Genomic DNA, 14,471 nt, shown 5'->3' on the forward strand with positions numbered 1-14,471 from the left:
ATGGTTTGGTTAAAGCTTGATCTCCAGTATTTTGCTGCGGATGAAAAGACAGAGAAAGCGACACCAAAGAAGCGTGAAGATACGAGAAAAAAAGGGCAGGTCCCGAAAAGTCAGGATGTGAATACGGGCTTTTTGCTGCTCCTTATATTCGGAACGCTTTTCCTACTCGGTGGTTATATGGAAGGGACACTGAAAGGCATGTACAAAGTGGCCTTTAATGAGTACATACATAAAGATCTTTCTCAAGAACAGACCCATGCCATGTTTGTAGAAATGACCGTGGAAATATCAAAAATCATCGCGCCGATTATGGGTGTAGCGCTCGTTGCTGGGATTGCTTCGAATCTACTTCAGGTGGGGATCATGTTTACAGGAGAACCCTTGAAAATGGATTTAAAAAAATTGGATCCCATCAAAGGTGCGAAAAGGATTTTTTCAGCAAGGGCATTGGTCGAGCTCCTGAAATCGCTCTTGAAAATCAGTATGGTCGGCGTCATCACCTTTGCCATCATTTGGGTTAACAAAGATCAAATGATGATGATGTCACAAAAATCGGTGGAAGACGCACTGGCATTTTTCGGAACGATTACGACTATCATGGGACTGGCATCTGCCTTAGCCTTGTTGATCTTATCCGTCCTTGATTATACCTATCAGAAATACGACCATGAAAAAAATATCCGCATGTCCAAAAAAGACATCAAGGATGAGCATAAGAACATTGAAGGTGATTCTCAAATCAAAGCTAAAATCAAGGAAAAGCAGCGGCAGATGTCTGCTGCGAGGATGATGAGTGAGGTGCCGGATGCCGATGTTGTCATTACCAATCCCACTCACTATGCGATCGCCATCAAGTATGATGAAGCGAAGTCAGATGCTCCATATGTTGTCGCGATGGGCGTAGATTTTATCGCTCTAAAAATCAAAGAAGTGGCGAAATCGAATGACGTGGTCACCGTGGAAAATAGACCGTTGGCGAGAGCTTTGTACCAGCATTCAGAAATTGACCAGCCGATTAATGAACAGTTTTATAAAGCTGTTGCTGAAGTGCTGGCTTATGTCTATCAATTAGAAAGAAAAATGTAAGAAAGGAGTAAACCCTTATGTCAGCAAGAGATTTATCTGTACTTATCGGCGTGATCTTAATTATCGTCATGCTTGTCATACCATTGCCGGGTTGGCTCCTTAGCTTTTTTATCCTAATCAATATTACCTTAGCCCTGATTGTCATCCTTGTGTCTATGAACATGGATGAAGCTCTGCAGTTTGCCGTCTTCCCAACTTTGTTATTATTACTAACTTTATTCCGCCTGGGATTGAATGTTTCAACCACTCGTTCCATTCTCTCAGAAGCAGAAGCGGGTGGAGTCATTGCGACATTTGGAACGTTCGTCATTGGTGGTAACCCACTAGTCGGGTTTGTTGTTTTTGTCATTTTGGTCATCATCCAATTTCTCGTCATCACGAAAGGTGCCGAAAGGGTATCTGAGGTTGCGGCTCGATTCACATTGGACGCGATGCCGGGAAAACAGATGAGTATCGATGCAGACCTTAATGCAGGAATGATCAACGAACACCAGGCAAAAGAACGCAGGGAAAAAATTGAAAATGAAGCCGACTTCTATGGAGCGATGGACGGGGCGAGTAAATTCGTTAAAGGGGATGCCATCGCTGGAATCATCATCGTTTTGATCAACATCATCTTCGGGCTGATCATCGGTATGGTGCAGATGGGGATGTCTTTCAGTGAAGCGATTGATACATACATGCGTCTCACGGTAGGGGACGGTCTCGTCAGTCAAATTCCTGCCCTTCTCATCTCGACAGCGACGGGTATTGTTGTAACGAGGGTGGCCTCTGAAGGTAATTTGAGTACAGATGTCACGAGTCAGCTGCTTCGGTATCCGAAGTTGCTTTACATTGCTGCTGTAACCATCTTCCTTCTTGGTTTGACACCGATTCCAATCTTCCTGACAACTTTGATTGCTGCTGTTCTCGCTTTTGGGGGGTATTGGTTATCCCGACAGGAAAAAGAGCCGGAATTCGAAGAGCCTGAAGAGATGGATGAATCGGAGAGCGATCAAATGAAATCACCAGAAAGCGTTGTGAACTTGATCAGCATGGATCCGATTGAGTTTGAATTCGGATATGCCTTGATCCCGATTGCGGATACGAACCAGGGAGGGGATCTCCTTGACCGGATCGTCATGATACGAAGACAGTTGGCAATCGAACTAGGAATAGTCATCCCGGTAGTAAGGATCAGAGATAATATTCAGCTGAATCCGAATGAGTACCGCCTGAAAGTGAAAGGGAACGAAGTAGCTCAAGGTGAGCTTTTATTGGACCATTACTTAGCGATGAGTCCAGGAGATGATGATGGCATCGATGGCATTGATACCCAGGAGCCTGCGTTTGGTCTTCCGGCAAAATGGATTACAGAAGACCAGAAAGATGAAGCGGAATTATCTGGTTATACGGTTGTGGATCCGCCATCTGTCGTATCGACACATATTACTGAAGTCATTAAACAGCAGGCTCATGCGCTGCTCGGAAGACAGGAAACACAGCAGTTGATCGATCATTTGAAAGAATCCTATCCGATACTCGTTGAAGAAGTAACGCCAGAACCGCTTCGTGTCGGAGATGTACAAAAAGTCCTGGCGAAATTATTACGAGAAAATGTCTCTGTGAAAAACTTGCCTGTCATTTTTGAAACGCTCGCTGATTTTGCCAAAATGACCAATGATACAGAGCTGTTAGCTGAATATGCGAGACAATCTTTATCTGCGCAAATTACGAACCAGTATAAAAAAGACGATCAATTAGTGAAAGTCATTACCGTTTCTGGAAAAGTGGAAAAGATCATTGCCGATCATATTCAGCAGACAGAGCATGGAAGTTATCTAGCCCTTGATCCTGAGAGTCAGCAAACCATTATTACAGCGATTGCGGAACAGGTGGAACAAATGTCCTTACAGGAAGAAACAGCCATTCTTCTATGCTCACCAGCGGTACGGATGTATGTGAAGCAACTTCTTGATCGTTTCTTACCACAAGTCGTTGTTTTATCTTATAACGAATTAGAACCAACGGTAGAAGTCCAGAGTGTAGGGGTGGTGAATGTAGCGTGAGAGTAAAAAAATTTCAAGCTGCGACAATGCCGGAAGCCATGAAAAAAGTGAGAACCGAATTGGGGACAGATGCAGTGATCCTAAATTCCAAAGTGAAGAAGTCGGGTGGGTTTTTAGGCCTGTTCAAAAAAGATATTACAGAAGTCATTGCTGCCATTGATCCGTCTGATGAGCACCAAACGAAGCATGAGACAAAGCCGGTCGAGAGAAATGAAGAACCGGTGTCGCCTTTCAACCCGAACCTTGAAATCATGGAAGAATTGAAAAATCTAAGGTCTTTAATTCAAAATCGTAAAGAAGCCTATCCTGAAAAGCTAGAAATGGCCTATCAGTTCCTTTTAGGACAGGAAATCTCTAAAGATGTGGCGGGAAATATGATTGAACGTCTATTAGAAAAGGGAGCCAGCCTTGACGATTTAGCCGAGGTTGAAAATCTCCTGAGACTGGAACTGTATGAATCTATGAAGCAAAAGAAGTTTGGAAAGCCTGCTTATAATAAGAAGTTCATCCATTTAGTTGGACCGACGGGTGTTGGGAAGACAACGACTTTAGCGAAACTTGCAGCGGATGCAGCTTTAAACCACCAACTAAAGGTAGCTTTCATTACAACAGATACTTATCGCATTGCTGCCATCGATCAGTTGAAGACATATGCAAAAATTTTGGATATTCCACTAGAAGTTGCTTATAGCATGGAGGACTATAAGAAGGCAAAAGAACGTTATCAGGATTTTGACCTCGTCCTTGTCGATACGGCAGGAAGAAACTTCAGAGATTCATCCTTCATCCATGAACTTCAGAAGATGATCGATTTTGACGAGGAATCGGATAATTTCCTTGTCTTAGGATTGACGAGTAAATTCGCCGACATGAGCGAGATCCTCGAACAATTCAACGATATTCCTATCCATCAGTTGATTTTCACGAAAGCGGATGAAACCGCACGGAAGGGCAATGCCGTAAACATGGTCCTTACTCATGATGTAGGAGTCGCTTATTTGACAGATGGTCAAAATGTACCGGATGACATTAAGACAGCCTCGGCCATGGGTCTTGCAAGAGAGATTATGGAGGGGTTTGCAAATGAAAGATCAAGCTGAAGTCCTTCGAAGGCGAATACAAGAAATGGAAGGAGAAAAACAAGCTAAAACCATTGCCATTGCTAGCGGGAAAGGCGGTGTGGGGAAGTCGAATTTTTGCATCAACTTTGCGTTGCAGCTCATGAGAAATGACAAGAAGGTTTTGATCTTTGATCTGGATATCGGCATGGGTAACATAGATATTTTGATGGGGAAATCACCAAGACGTACATTTGTCGACTTGTTTCGGGAAGAAATGTCGATTCGTGATATTATCGAACTAGGACCAGAATCCTTATCTTATATTGCTGGCGGTTCGGGGCTCTCTCACATTTTTGAACTTGATCAAACAAAATTCGCCTATTTTCAAAGCGAATTCGAAGAGCTGACCAAGTCTTTCGACTATATCCTCTTCGACATGGGAGCTGGAGCAACTCAGGACAGCCTGCATTTTATCAGCTCGGCCCATGAGGCGATCGTTGTTACTACTCCTGAACCCACTTCGTTAACGGACGGTTACGCGATGATTAAGCATCTTGTACATAAAGACAAAAGTCTGCCGATAAAAATCCTTGTGAACCGTTCGCTTAACGAGAAAAATGGCAGGAATACTTTCGATCGACTATCCCTTGTGGTCGAGAGATTCTTAGAAGCGGAAGTGGCTTTGTTAGGTGTTTTACCTGATGACAGGTCTGTACTTGAAGCGGTCAATAAACAGCGGCCATTTGTGATCGACAGGCCTAAAAGCAAAGTAAGCCGATCCCTTGAGGAGTTGGTGCGTGATTATTTGAACGAAAGCCACTCTCATGAGTCCCCTCTTTCGTTCGTAGATAAATTAAAGAGATTTGTTTTTGAGAGGTAGAGAGATGAAGCAGATTAGGGTATTAATCGTCGATGATTCCGCCTTCATGAGGCGTGTTTTGACGGATATTTTAAAAAAAGACCACCGGATTCATGTAGTTGGGACGGCGAGGAACGGTAAAGATTGTCTGAAAAAGTTGGATGTCTTATGTCCTGATGTCGTAACGATGGATATTGAAATGCCGGTGATGGACGGATTAGAAGCATTAAAAAAGATCATGGAAAGTTCCCCCCTTCCTGTAGTGATGGTGTCCAGTTTGACGCAAGAGGGGGCGGAAAGCACGATGAAAGCCATGAGTCTTGGAGCAGTGGACTTCATACAAAAGCCATCCGGGTCCATTTCTCTTGATATGGAAAAGGTAGACAAAGGTGTCGTCCGCAAGGTTCTTATTGCAGGGGAGGCCAAGGTGAATCCACCATCCGAAAGCTCTAGTGAAAAAGTTCGTGTCCCTGACGATATGAAAGAGGAAGGCCATGTCATTGCCATCGGCACCTCCACCGGGGGACCAAGAGCTTTGCAGGAAGTTTTGACATCTCTTCCCGGAAGCGTTCCTGCACCGATCTTAGTTGTTCAACATATGCCGAAAGGATTTACGAAATCCTTGGCTTCTCGTCTCAATCGACTGTCTGAAATTTCAGTGAAGGAAGCCGAACATAGGGAGGAAATACATAACGGTGTTGCCTATATCGCACCCGGTGGCTACCACATGGAAGTTGTAAAGCATAACCAGCGCCTCGTCATTCATTTAAATGAATCCAGACCTCTGAATGGTCATAGACCTTCGGTGAATGTGATGTTTTCTTCCATTGCAAAACTGCCAGGGATCTCCACCACCGCTGTCATCATGACAGGGATGGGGGCTGATGGTTTAGAAGGCATCCTCGCCATGAAGGAACAAGGAAGAGCGGTTTGCACAATCGCAGAAGATGAAAGCACCTGCGTCGTGTACGGCATGCCAAAAGCGATTGTGAAATCAGGTCTTGCCGATGATGTCCAGAAATTAAATGAAATTAGTCGCAGTATTGTAGAATCTCTTCAAAATAAAAGGAGGTAGTCCTATGGAAACCAATCAGTACTTGGAAGTTTTTATTGATGAAAGTAAAGAGCACTTGCAATCCATCAACGACCAACTGTTACATTTGGAAAAGAACCCTCAGGACCTTTCCATTGTCAATGAAATCTTCAGGTCTGCTCATACATTAAAAGGCATGTCGGCAACGATGGGTTACCAAGACCTTTCTAATTTGACACACAAAATGGAAAATGTCCTCGATGCGGTCCGGAATGAGAAAGTGACGGTGGACGAAGGCATTTTGGATGTCGTTTTTGATTCTGTCGATGATTTGGAAGCGATGGTCATCGATATTTCAGAAGGCGGATCAGGAGAAAGAAATGTCGAGAGGGTCGTCGAGCTTTTAAAGAATATTGAAAACGGGAGCGGAGGTTCAGCCGTCGCTTCGGTGGCAGTCGCACCACAGCAGGATGAAACCATCCCCACGCTTTCGATTGATGAATATACAAAAGCAGCCTTGGAACAATCTAGTGAACTAGGAAAAAACAATTACCAGATTGAAGTGGCATTAAGGGGGGATTGTCTTTTAAAGGCCGCACGTGTCTATATGGTCTTTGAAATATTGGAGCAAGCAGGAGATGTCATCAAGTCTTCCCCTTCTGTAGAAGCATTGGAAAACGAAGAATTTGAAACCACCTTTCACGTTTTACTTGTTACAGAAGATGCAGCAGAGGACATAGAGAGTAAAATTAAAAAAGTATCCGAAATTGAAAATGTTTATGTTACTGTCTATCAAATTTCTGAAGAAACGAAAGATGAATCGAAGCCCTCACAAAAAGTAATGGCGGCACAAGAAAAGCCGACTGCTCAAAAAGAAGAGAAAGATGGAAAGCAGGTAGGGAACAAAACGATTCGCATCAACATTGATCGACTGGATGCTCTTATGAATTTGTTTGAGGAGCTTGTCATTGACCGGGGACGCCTTGAACAAATATCTGATGATCTGAAGCACATCGAACTGCGTGAAACGGTCGAAAGAATGACAAGGATTTCCGGGGACTTGCAAAGCATTATCCTGAACATGCGTATGGTCCCGGTCGAGCAAGTGTTTAATCGATTTCCTAGAATGGTCCGCCAGCTCTCTAAGGATTTGAATAAGAAAATCGATTTGAGTGTGGTCGGGGCAGAAACAGAACTGGATCGGACCGTCATCGATGAAATTGGTGATCCACTCGTCCACCTCATTCGGAACGCGATCGATCACGGTATTGAGGGTCCGGGAGAAAGAGAAGCCAAAGGCAAGTCTGCCACAGGAAAGCTAGAACTGAAAGCTTATCATAGTGGAAATCATGTTTTCATTGAAATCTCTGATGATGGCGGCGGCATAGCACGGGACAAAGTCGTCCGAAAAGCGGTAAGCAATCATGTGGTCACAGAAGAACAGGCAGCGACAATGACAGACTCTCAAGTGTACGATTTAATCATGGAAAGCGGTTTTTCCACTGCTGACACGATTTCTGATGTGTCCGGTAGAGGAGTAGGGCTTGATGTTGTGAAAAGCACGATTGAGTCTCTTGGCGGTAATATTTCTGTTGATTCAGTGCCGGATGAGGGGAGTGTATTCTCTATCCAGTTGCCCCTCACCCTTTCAATCATTTCCGTCATGCTTGTAGAAGTGCAAAAAGAAAAATATGCTGTTCCTCTTTCATCGATTATTGAAACGGCCATTGTGAAAAAAGAAGAGATCATGCACGCCCATAACAAAAAAGTCATCGACTTCCGAGGAAAAGTCGTTCCTCTCCTCTTTTTAAAAGATGTACTGGATGTACCGGAAGAATTGGAAGAAGAGGACTACTATTCCGTGGTTATCGTTAGAAAAGGAGAAAAGATGGCCGCTCTCGTCGTCAATTCTTTCATTGGACAGCAAGAAGTCGTCTTGAAGTCTCTTGGTGATTACTTATCTGGCGCTTTCGCCATTTCAGGAGCGACCATTCTAGGAGACGGACAAGTGGCATTAATCCTGGATAGCAATGCTTTAATCAAGTAACAAAGGAGGGAACAGAAAGTGACAGAAGAAAACAAAAAACTGAAAGTGATCGTATTTCAAATCAATGATGAGGAATACACCGTACCGGTTGATCTGGTGGGTTCCATCGAGCGGATGATGCCAATCACCCGTGTCCCAGGCACAAAATCATTTGTAAAAGGGGTATTGAACCTCAGGGGGGTTGTTACACCAGTCATCGACTTGAGAGAGAGGTTCGGGATCGAAGAAGTAAACGATACTGATGCGACAAGGATCATCACCGTGAAAATACATGATATGAATGTCGGTTTGATCGTGGATGCGGCAAACGATGTTTTGGATCTTGATGAAGAAAGCATCGAGCCTCCGCCAGAAGTGGTAGGCACGGTTGAGGTGGCGTATATCCAAGGGGTATCCAAAATGGATCAGCGGCTGTTCATTTTGTTGAATTTAGAAAAAGTTCTTGCCAAAGATGACGTTCATGAGTTGAATGAGCTTTATGTCTAATTCAAAGAATTTCACTGAACGATTTGGTCCGATTCAATTGGACGTCTTGAAAGAAATCGGTAATATAGGCTCAGGTCATGCGGCTACATCTCTGTCCAAACTGCTTCATAAGAAAATAGAGATGCATGTCCCAGGGGTGGAAGTGGTGGACTTTGATCAAGTGATGGATCTTGCTGGTGGAGCAGATAAAGAAGTGGTCAGCATTTTCCAAAGGATGGAAGGGGAGGCTCCGGGCACCATGTTCTTTATCATGGCTCCTTTCCAAGCCCGTCACTTTGTAGAGCTTATGACCAACGCCTCCGTGGGTTTTGATGGGGATTCTGAAATGGCTTTGTCTGCTCTCCAGGAATTAGGGAATATCCTATCAGGTGCATACCTTACCGCGCTTTGCGATTTCACAGAATTGGATATTCAATCAACGGTTCCATCGATTTCTCAAGATATGGTGGGGGCTATTTTAAGTATGGGGTTAATTGAACTCTCCCAAGTGAGTGATGCAGCCATTGTCATCAAGACTTCTCTAACGGATGGAGAAGGAGGGGAAGGTGAATTCCTGGAAGGTCATTTCTTCCTTTTTCCCGATCCTTCCTCCTATCAGAAGATTTTTTCTTCCTTAGGAGTGCGTGAAGATGATTAAGGAAGGACAGATTGTAAGAATTGGTATCGGAGATATGGGAATTGTTCATTCTCCAGATTTGATCCGTACATCAGGGCTTGGGTCTTGTGTTGGTATCGTCCTTTATGACGAAGTGAAAAAATTGGCGGGGATGGCTCATATTATGCTGCCTGAGTCTTCCCTTGCGAAAAAGCAGGGGCTGAAAAGGGCGAAATACGCAGATACAGCCATCGAAGATTTGATGGCAGCCCTCAAAGGTGCTGGAGCTTCATCCTACCGTTTAAAAGCGAAACTGGCAGGTGGGGCACAAATGTTCCAATTCACCTCTTCCAGTGACATGATGCGCATAGGCCCGAGAAACGTGGAAGCGGTGAAAGGGAATCTTCAATCCCTTCATATACCGATTTTGGCTGAAGACGTCGGCGGGGGATGCGGGCGCACGATTGAATTCAATCCTGAAACAACGGACCTGCATATAAGGAAAGTGAATCAAGGGGAAAGTGTGATTTGATGAAAGGGACACTTCTGTGGAATTTATGGGCGGCTGTTTTTGGTTTTCTATTCGTATGTACAATCAGCGCTAAAGTGACAACTTTTGATACAGCGATCTACAGAGGAACCATAGGTTTTTTTAGTTTTTTTGTACTATCTTACGTGTTTCGATCATTTTGGAGTCTCGTCACTGCACCTAACGAAACAACAGAAAACAGTCAAGACTCGGCTCAAACAGCATCATCCACGGAAATGGATGCAGAGGAAACATCGAAAATGGTGCGTGAATTATTGAATGAAGACTCGTAAAGAGCTTAGTAATAATAACCAACTAAAGGACGGGGAGGATTGGAATGGCCAGCTGTTTATCTCCTCAAGAACAACAGTGGTGGAATCTATGGACACATGAACAGGATGGAGAGGCCGCAAATCAATTGGTACAGCAGTACGACTATTTAGTGAGCTACCATGTCCAGCGGATCTCCGCTCATTTACCTAAGAGCGTAAGCAAAGATGATGTGAGAAGTTTAGGAATGTTAGGGCTTTATGATGCACTGAAAAAATTTGATCGAACAAGAGATCTGAAATTTGATACGTATGCATCCTTCCGTATCAGAGGGTCGATCATGGATGGTTTACGAAAAGAAGACTGGCTTCCGAGATCAGTAAGAGACCGATCAAAAAAAATCGAACAGATGACAGAAAAGCTGGAGCAGGAATTGCAACGTCCGGTAACATCCAATGAAATTGCTGAATCTCTGAACATATCTCCAGAAGAAGTGGAGGAGACAGTCAAGGATTCTCTTTTTGCAAATGTGCTTTCTATGGAAGAAAAACCGAATGATGGAAGAGAGGATCAAAAAGAAGGGATCGGATATTCCATTCCGGATGATCGAACATTCACTCCATCGGAATCAGTGATCAAAAAGGAAAACTATGAAGAATTAGCGAGAGAGATCGACCGATTAAACGAGAAGGAGCAACTCGTCATCAGTCTTTTCTATCATGAAGAGCTTACTTTAACAGAGATCGGTCAGGTTTTAGAATTGACCACCTCCCGGATCTCCCAAATCCATGCGAAAGCGATCTATAAGCTGAAAGGTGCGCTGCAAGAAATTGTAACCGTTTAGGCAGGTCAGGGTATGAAGCTGAAGGAAGCGAAACTATCTGTTTTTCACGAAAAAATTACGATTTATGGTATGGTGGATGGGGAAAGCTCTCATAAAAACAGCCCAGGATGGAAGAGTAGGATCTGTCAACCAGGCTTCAATGGAAGCTGGACAAGATCTATTCATTGAGAATTCGATCCTTCACAGCGATTGTGTAGCTTCAAGAAACACCTACATAAAAGTGACGCAGCAATTATTTTTAGATATCGGATTCGGCAAGTATCACATACGGACCAGTAAAGGTTACCGTGATGTGAATGTTGTTTTTAGAGCAGGGTGAAATGATGTTCTGCAGTAGTGAGAGTTATGGAAAATGAGAAGAAATAGGATCAGAAATGAATGGTGAGGATAGACATGACAGTGTTTTTATTGATTTTCAGCTTTATCATTGACGGTGTACTACTGTTTGCACTGTTTATCATGATGAAAAAGGTACGCAAGACTGAAGAACTTGAACTTAGACAAAAACAAGTGGCATCAGAAATTGAGGATCTTTTCACCTCGTATTTAATGGAAATCAAAGAAGAAAATAAACGAATGGAAAGCCTCGTCAGGAAAAAAAGTGCCCCTTCTGATTCTCAAAACACTCAAAATGAAAACAGAAATGATAAAGTTAACAGTCACTCAGAAAAGAAAGTTATCGCGGACAAAGAAGCTTCCCCCAGCTACACCCTGCCTGAGCTGAATGAAAAGGAAAGCTATCAGCCATCTTTTCATTCGCAGGTATTTGAATTGAAAGAAAAAGGTTATAGTAATGAAGAAATTGCGAGAAAATTGGATAAAGGGAAGACAGAAATCGAATTACTATTCAAATTTCATCAAAAACCTACGAAAAAAACTTGAATGGCCCCGTGTGTTATGATATATTTACTGACGGTGTCAATACGCACGCCTTTGGATTCTCAAGTGAGGTTGCTCTTTTTTAGAGTTCACTAGAGAAGATGAAAGAGGCGGAGGATACTAAAAAAACCAAAACAGGAGGAACTATCATGTCTGTAATTTCTATGAAACAGCTACTTGAAGCTGGTGTTCATTTTGGACACCAAACCCGTCGCTGGAATCCAAAGATGAAAAAGTACATCTTCACGGAGCGTAACGGGATCTACATCATCGACCTACAAAAAACGGTCAAGAAAGTTGATGAAGCATTCAACTATGTAAAAGAGGTCGCTGCTGACGGCGGTAACATTCTTTTTGTAGGTACTAAAAAACAAGCTCAGGATACAGTTCGTGACGAGGCGACTCGTTGTGGCATGTATTACATCAACCAACGTTGGTTGGGTGGTACCCTGACAAACTTTGAAACGATCCGTAAGCGTATCAACCGTCTTAAAGACATTGAGCGCATGGAAGAAGACGGTACTTTCGATGTACTTCCTAAAAAAGAAGTGGTCGATATGCTTAAAGAAAAAGATCGTCTTGTTAAATTCCTGGGCGGTATTAAAGAAATGAAGAGCATTCCGGACGCAATGTTCGTTATCGATCCTCGTAAAGAGCGCATCGCGATTGCTGAAGCTCACAAATTGAATATTCCAGTTGTAGGTATCGTTGATACAAACTGTGACCCAGACGAAATCGATTATGTCATCCCTGCGAACGATGATGCAATCCGTGCCGTTAAATTGTTGACTTCTAAGATGGCAGACGCTGTCCTTGAAGCGAAACAAGGGGAAGAAACAGAAACAACGGAAGAAACTGAAGCTGCTGTAGAAGCTGCTCAAGAGTAAGAAGGGTCAAAAGGTGATAAGGGGGTATACCTTTATCACCTTTTTTAAAGAATCCGTAACAGCTCAAGCGTCCTGAAACGCAAGAGCTATACTTATATGCAACTAATAAGGAGGCTTTACAATGGCTGTAAATGCTAAAATGGTAAAAGAACTTCGTGAAAAAACGGGTGCTGGAATGATGGACTGTAAGAAAGCACTCACTGAAACAGATGGTGACATGGACAAAGCAATGGAATGGTTGCGTGAGAAGGGAATTTCCAAGGCAGCTAAGAAAGCTGACCGTATTGCTGCAGAAGGTTCTGCTGCAATCGAAATTTCCGGTAACACGGCTGTACTTTTCGAAGTGAACTGTGAAACAGACTTCGTTACGAAGAACGATCAGTTCAAAGATTTGCTTAAAGATCTTGGTCAGCACTTGCTTTCTCAGAAGCCTGCAACAGTTGAAGAAGCTCTAGAGCAGAAGCTTCACGGTGATGGAGAAGTACTTAGCAGCTATATTACTGAACGCGTAGCGAAAATCGGTGAAAAGATTTCCCTTCGTCGTTTCGTAATTAAAGAAAAGACCGATAACGATGCATTTGGTGCTTACCTTCACATGGGCGGAAACATCGGTGTGTTGACTGTCCTTGAAGGCTCTACAGATGAGTCTGCAGCGAAAGACGTTGCGATGCATGTAGCCGCTGTAAACCCTCGTTACGTCTCCCGTGACGAAATTCCACAAGAAGAAGCAGATAAAGAACGTGAAATGCTTAAGACTCAAGCGATGAACGAAGGCAAGCCTGAAAACATCGTTGAGAAAATGGTCGAAGGCCGTTTGAACAAGTTCTTCGAAGAAATCTGCCTGCTTGACCAAAGCTTCGTTAAAGATCCAGACCAGAAAGTAAAACAATTCGTAGCCTCTACTGGTGGTCAAATCACTGGTTTCGATCGCTTCGAAGTTGGTGAAGGTATGGAAAAACGCGAAGAAAACTTTGCTGATGAAGTTATGAACCAAGTTAAAAAATAATGAACATGAAAAATAGGGGACACTGCCGGTGTTCCCTATTTTCAAACATGCTACATAATTGCAGATCCATATGCAAGAAAATGTAGTGGAATACAGTTAAAACACGGGAGGTAACTATGACTACTGCTCGCTATCGTCGTATCGTATTAAAACTAAGTGGAGAGGCTTTAAGTGGAGAAGCAGGGTTTGGACTAGAACCCAGCATCATTAAATCAGTCTCCCGTCAGGTCAAAGAAGTGGCTGAACTCGGTGTGGAAGTCGCTGTCGTCGTCGGAGGTGGAAACATCTGGCGCGGTAAAGTAGGAGCCGAGATGGGAATGGATCGCGCAAACGCTGATTATATGGGGATGCTGGCAACGGTCATGAACTCACTTGCCCTTCAGGATAGTCTGGAAAACTTAGGGATTCCGACCCGTGTCCAAACCTCCATTGAAATGAGACAAGTAGCGGAACCTTACATCCGCAGGAAAGCGATTCGTCATCTAGAAAAGAAACGCGTCGTCATTTTTGCGGCTGGGACAGGGAACCCATACTTCTCTACAGACACGACAGCTGCTCTAAGAGCCGCAGAAGTGGAAGCGGATGTAATCTTAATGGCGAAGAACAATGTAGACGGTGTTTATACAGATGACCCTAAAACCAATGAAGATGCTGTGAAGTACGATCAGCTCTCTTACATGGACGTTTTGAACGAAGGTCTTGGGGTTATGGATTCTACAGCTTCATCATTATGTATGGACAACGATATCGATTTATTGGTATTCTCAATAACAGAAGACGGAAACATCAAGAAAGCCGTAATGGGCGAAAATATTGGAACAATTGTGAGGGGGAAATAATC

Annotated in this window: 16 protein-coding genes; all 16 read left to right on the forward strand. The window is 43.5% G+C overall.

Features of this window, described 5'->3' with window-relative positions; genetic code table 11:
* The 16 genes from flhB to pyrH all read left to right on the forward strand — a co-directional run bounded on the left by flhB (position 1) and on the right by pyrH (position 14,469).
* Entirely contained in the window at positions 1 to 1,086 is a 1,086-nt protein-coding gene (flhB, locus tag ACJA3J_RS10260) for a flagellar biosynthesis protein FlhB (RefSeq protein ID WP_406946197.1), read from the forward strand.
* A 17-nt stretch (positions 1,087 to 1,103) separates the two neighbouring features.
* Positions 1,104 to 3,134 (forward strand): flagellar biosynthesis protein FlhA, encoded by a 2,031-nt coding sequence (gene flhA, locus ACJA3J_RS10265; protein WP_089652400.1) that lies wholly within the window; start codon positions 1,104 to 1,106, stop codon positions 3,132 to 3,134.
* On the forward strand, positions 3,131 to 4,234 hold the full coding sequence (flhF, locus tag ACJA3J_RS10270) for a flagellar biosynthesis protein FlhF (RefSeq protein ID WP_406946198.1): 1,104 nt from the start codon (positions 3,131 to 3,133) through the stop codon (positions 4,232 to 4,234). Before flhA ends, flhF begins: the two co-directional genes overlap by 4 nt.
* The gene (locus ACJA3J_RS10275; RefSeq protein WP_115893431.1) at positions 4,218 to 5,075 is read left to right on the forward strand and encodes a MinD/ParA family protein; all 858 of its coding nucleotides are present in this window, start codon (positions 4,218 to 4,220) and stop codon (positions 5,073 to 5,075) included. Before flhF ends, ACJA3J_RS10275 begins: the two co-directional genes overlap by 17 nt.
* 4 nt (positions 5,076 to 5,079) lie before the next feature.
* Complete coding sequence (locus ACJA3J_RS10280; protein WP_406946199.1) at positions 5,080 to 6,129, forward strand: chemotaxis response regulator protein-glutamate methylesterase; 1,050 nt, start codon at positions 5,080 to 5,082, stop codon at positions 6,127 to 6,129.
* A gap of 4 nt (positions 6,130 to 6,133) precedes the next feature.
* Positions 6,134 to 8,134 carry a chemotaxis protein CheW gene (locus tag ACJA3J_RS10285; RefSeq protein WP_406946200.1) on the forward strand — a complete coding sequence of 667 codons (2,001 nt, stop codon included), beginning with the start codon at positions 6,134 to 6,136 and terminating at the stop codon, positions 8,132 to 8,134.
* Between the two features lie 18 nt (positions 8,135 to 8,152).
* A complete protein-coding gene (locus ACJA3J_RS10290; RefSeq protein ID WP_089652395.1) occupies positions 8,153 to 8,620 on the forward strand; it encodes a chemotaxis protein CheW in 468 nt (155 codons plus the stop codon).
* Positions 8,613 to 9,257 (forward strand): chemotaxis protein CheC, encoded by a 645-nt coding sequence (locus tag ACJA3J_RS10295; protein ID WP_115893429.1) that lies wholly within the window; start codon positions 8,613 to 8,615, stop codon positions 9,255 to 9,257. The genes ACJA3J_RS10290 and ACJA3J_RS10295 overlap by 8 nt, the downstream gene beginning before the upstream one ends.
* Positions 9,250 to 9,747 carry a chemotaxis protein CheD gene (locus tag ACJA3J_RS10300; protein ID WP_089652393.1) on the forward strand — a complete coding sequence of 166 codons (498 nt, stop codon included), beginning with the start codon at positions 9,250 to 9,252 and terminating at the stop codon, positions 9,745 to 9,747. The genes ACJA3J_RS10295 and ACJA3J_RS10300 overlap by 8 nt, the downstream gene beginning before the upstream one ends.
* The gene (locus tag ACJA3J_RS10305) at positions 9,744 to 10,037 is read left to right on the forward strand and encodes a hypothetical protein (RefSeq protein ID WP_089652392.1); all 294 of its coding nucleotides are present in this window, start codon (positions 9,744 to 9,746) and stop codon (positions 10,035 to 10,037) included. The genes ACJA3J_RS10300 and ACJA3J_RS10305 overlap by 4 nt, the downstream gene beginning before the upstream one ends.
* A 44-nt stretch (positions 10,038 to 10,081) precedes the next feature.
* Complete coding sequence (locus ACJA3J_RS10310) at positions 10,082 to 10,858, forward strand: FliA/WhiG family RNA polymerase sigma factor (protein WP_089652391.1); 777 nt, start codon at positions 10,082 to 10,084, stop codon at positions 10,856 to 10,858.
* Between the two features lie 76 nt (positions 10,859 to 10,934).
* Entirely contained in the window at positions 10,935 to 11,177 is a 243-nt protein-coding gene (locus ACJA3J_RS10315) for a hypothetical protein (protein ID WP_089652390.1), read from the forward strand.
* Between the two features lie 74 nt (positions 11,178 to 11,251).
* Entirely contained in the window at positions 11,252 to 11,740 is a 489-nt protein-coding gene (locus tag ACJA3J_RS10320) for a DUF6115 domain-containing protein (RefSeq protein WP_089652389.1), read from the forward strand.
* Between the two features lie 146 nt (positions 11,741 to 11,886).
* Positions 11,887 to 12,624, forward strand: coding sequence for a 30S ribosomal protein S2 (gene rpsB / locus ACJA3J_RS10325; RefSeq protein ID WP_089652388.1), 738 nt, complete (start codon positions 11,887 to 11,889; stop codon positions 12,622 to 12,624).
* A gap of 121 nt (positions 12,625 to 12,745) precedes the next feature.
* Positions 12,746 to 13,630, forward strand: coding sequence for a translation elongation factor Ts (tsf, locus tag ACJA3J_RS10330; RefSeq protein WP_089652387.1), 885 nt, complete (start codon positions 12,746 to 12,748; stop codon positions 13,628 to 13,630).
* 116 nt (positions 13,631 to 13,746) lie between these two features.
* Complete coding sequence (pyrH, locus tag ACJA3J_RS10335; RefSeq protein ID WP_089652386.1) at positions 13,747 to 14,469, forward strand: UMP kinase; 723 nt, start codon at positions 13,747 to 13,749, stop codon at positions 14,467 to 14,469.
* Positions 14,470 to 14,471: the final 2 nt, after the last annotated feature.

The organism is Halobacillus sp. SY10 (assembly GCF_045401165.1).
Taxonomy (GTDB): domain Bacteria; phylum Bacillota; class Bacilli; order Bacillales; family Halobacillaceae; genus Halobacillus; species Halobacillus aidingensis.

Bases quoted from the DNA above. Each gene is read 5' to 3' on its own strand.
- ACJA3J_RS10280 (WP_406946199.1), top strand. From the start codon at position 5,080: ATGAAGCAGATTAGGGTATTAATCGTCGATGATTCCGCCTTCATGAGG.
- ACJA3J_RS10285 (WP_406946200.1), top strand. From the start codon at position 6,134: ATGGAAACCAATCAGTACTTGGAAGTTTTTATTGATGAAAGTAAAGAG.
- ACJA3J_RS10315 (WP_089652390.1), top strand. From the start codon at position 10,935: ATGGGGAAAGCTCTCATAAAAACAGCCCAGGATGGAAGAGTAGGATCT.
- tsf (WP_089652387.1), top strand. From the start codon at position 12,746: ATGGCTGTAAATGCTAAAATGGTAAAAGAACTTCGTGAAAAAACGGGT.
- ACJA3J_RS10310 (WP_089652391.1), top strand. From the start codon at position 10,082: ATGGCCAGCTGTTTATCTCCTCAAGAACAACAGTGGTGGAATCTATGG.
- pyrH (WP_089652386.1), top strand. From the start codon at position 13,747: ATGACTACTGCTCGCTATCGTCGTATCGTATTAAAACTAAGTGGAGAG.
- flhA (WP_089652400.1), top strand. From the start codon at position 1,104: ATGTCAGCAAGAGATTTATCTGTACTTATCGGCGTGATCTTAATTATC.
- rpsB (WP_089652388.1), top strand. From the start codon at position 11,887: ATGTCTGTAATTTCTATGAAACAGCTACTTGAAGCTGGTGTTCATTTT.
- flhB (WP_406946197.1), top strand. From the start codon at position 1: ATGGTTTGGTTAAAGCTTGATCTCCAGTATTTTGCTGCGGATGAAAAG.
- ACJA3J_RS10275 (WP_115893431.1), top strand. From the start codon at position 4,218: ATGAAAGATCAAGCTGAAGTCCTTCGAAGGCGAATACAAGAAATGGAA.
- ACJA3J_RS10295 (WP_115893429.1), top strand. From the start codon at position 8,613: ATGTCTAATTCAAAGAATTTCACTGAACGATTTGGTCCGATTCAATTG.
- ACJA3J_RS10300 (WP_089652393.1), top strand. From the start codon at position 9,250: ATGATTAAGGAAGGACAGATTGTAAGAATTGGTATCGGAGATATGGGA.
- ACJA3J_RS10320 (WP_089652389.1), top strand. From the start codon at position 11,252: ATGACAGTGTTTTTATTGATTTTCAGCTTTATCATTGACGGTGTACTA.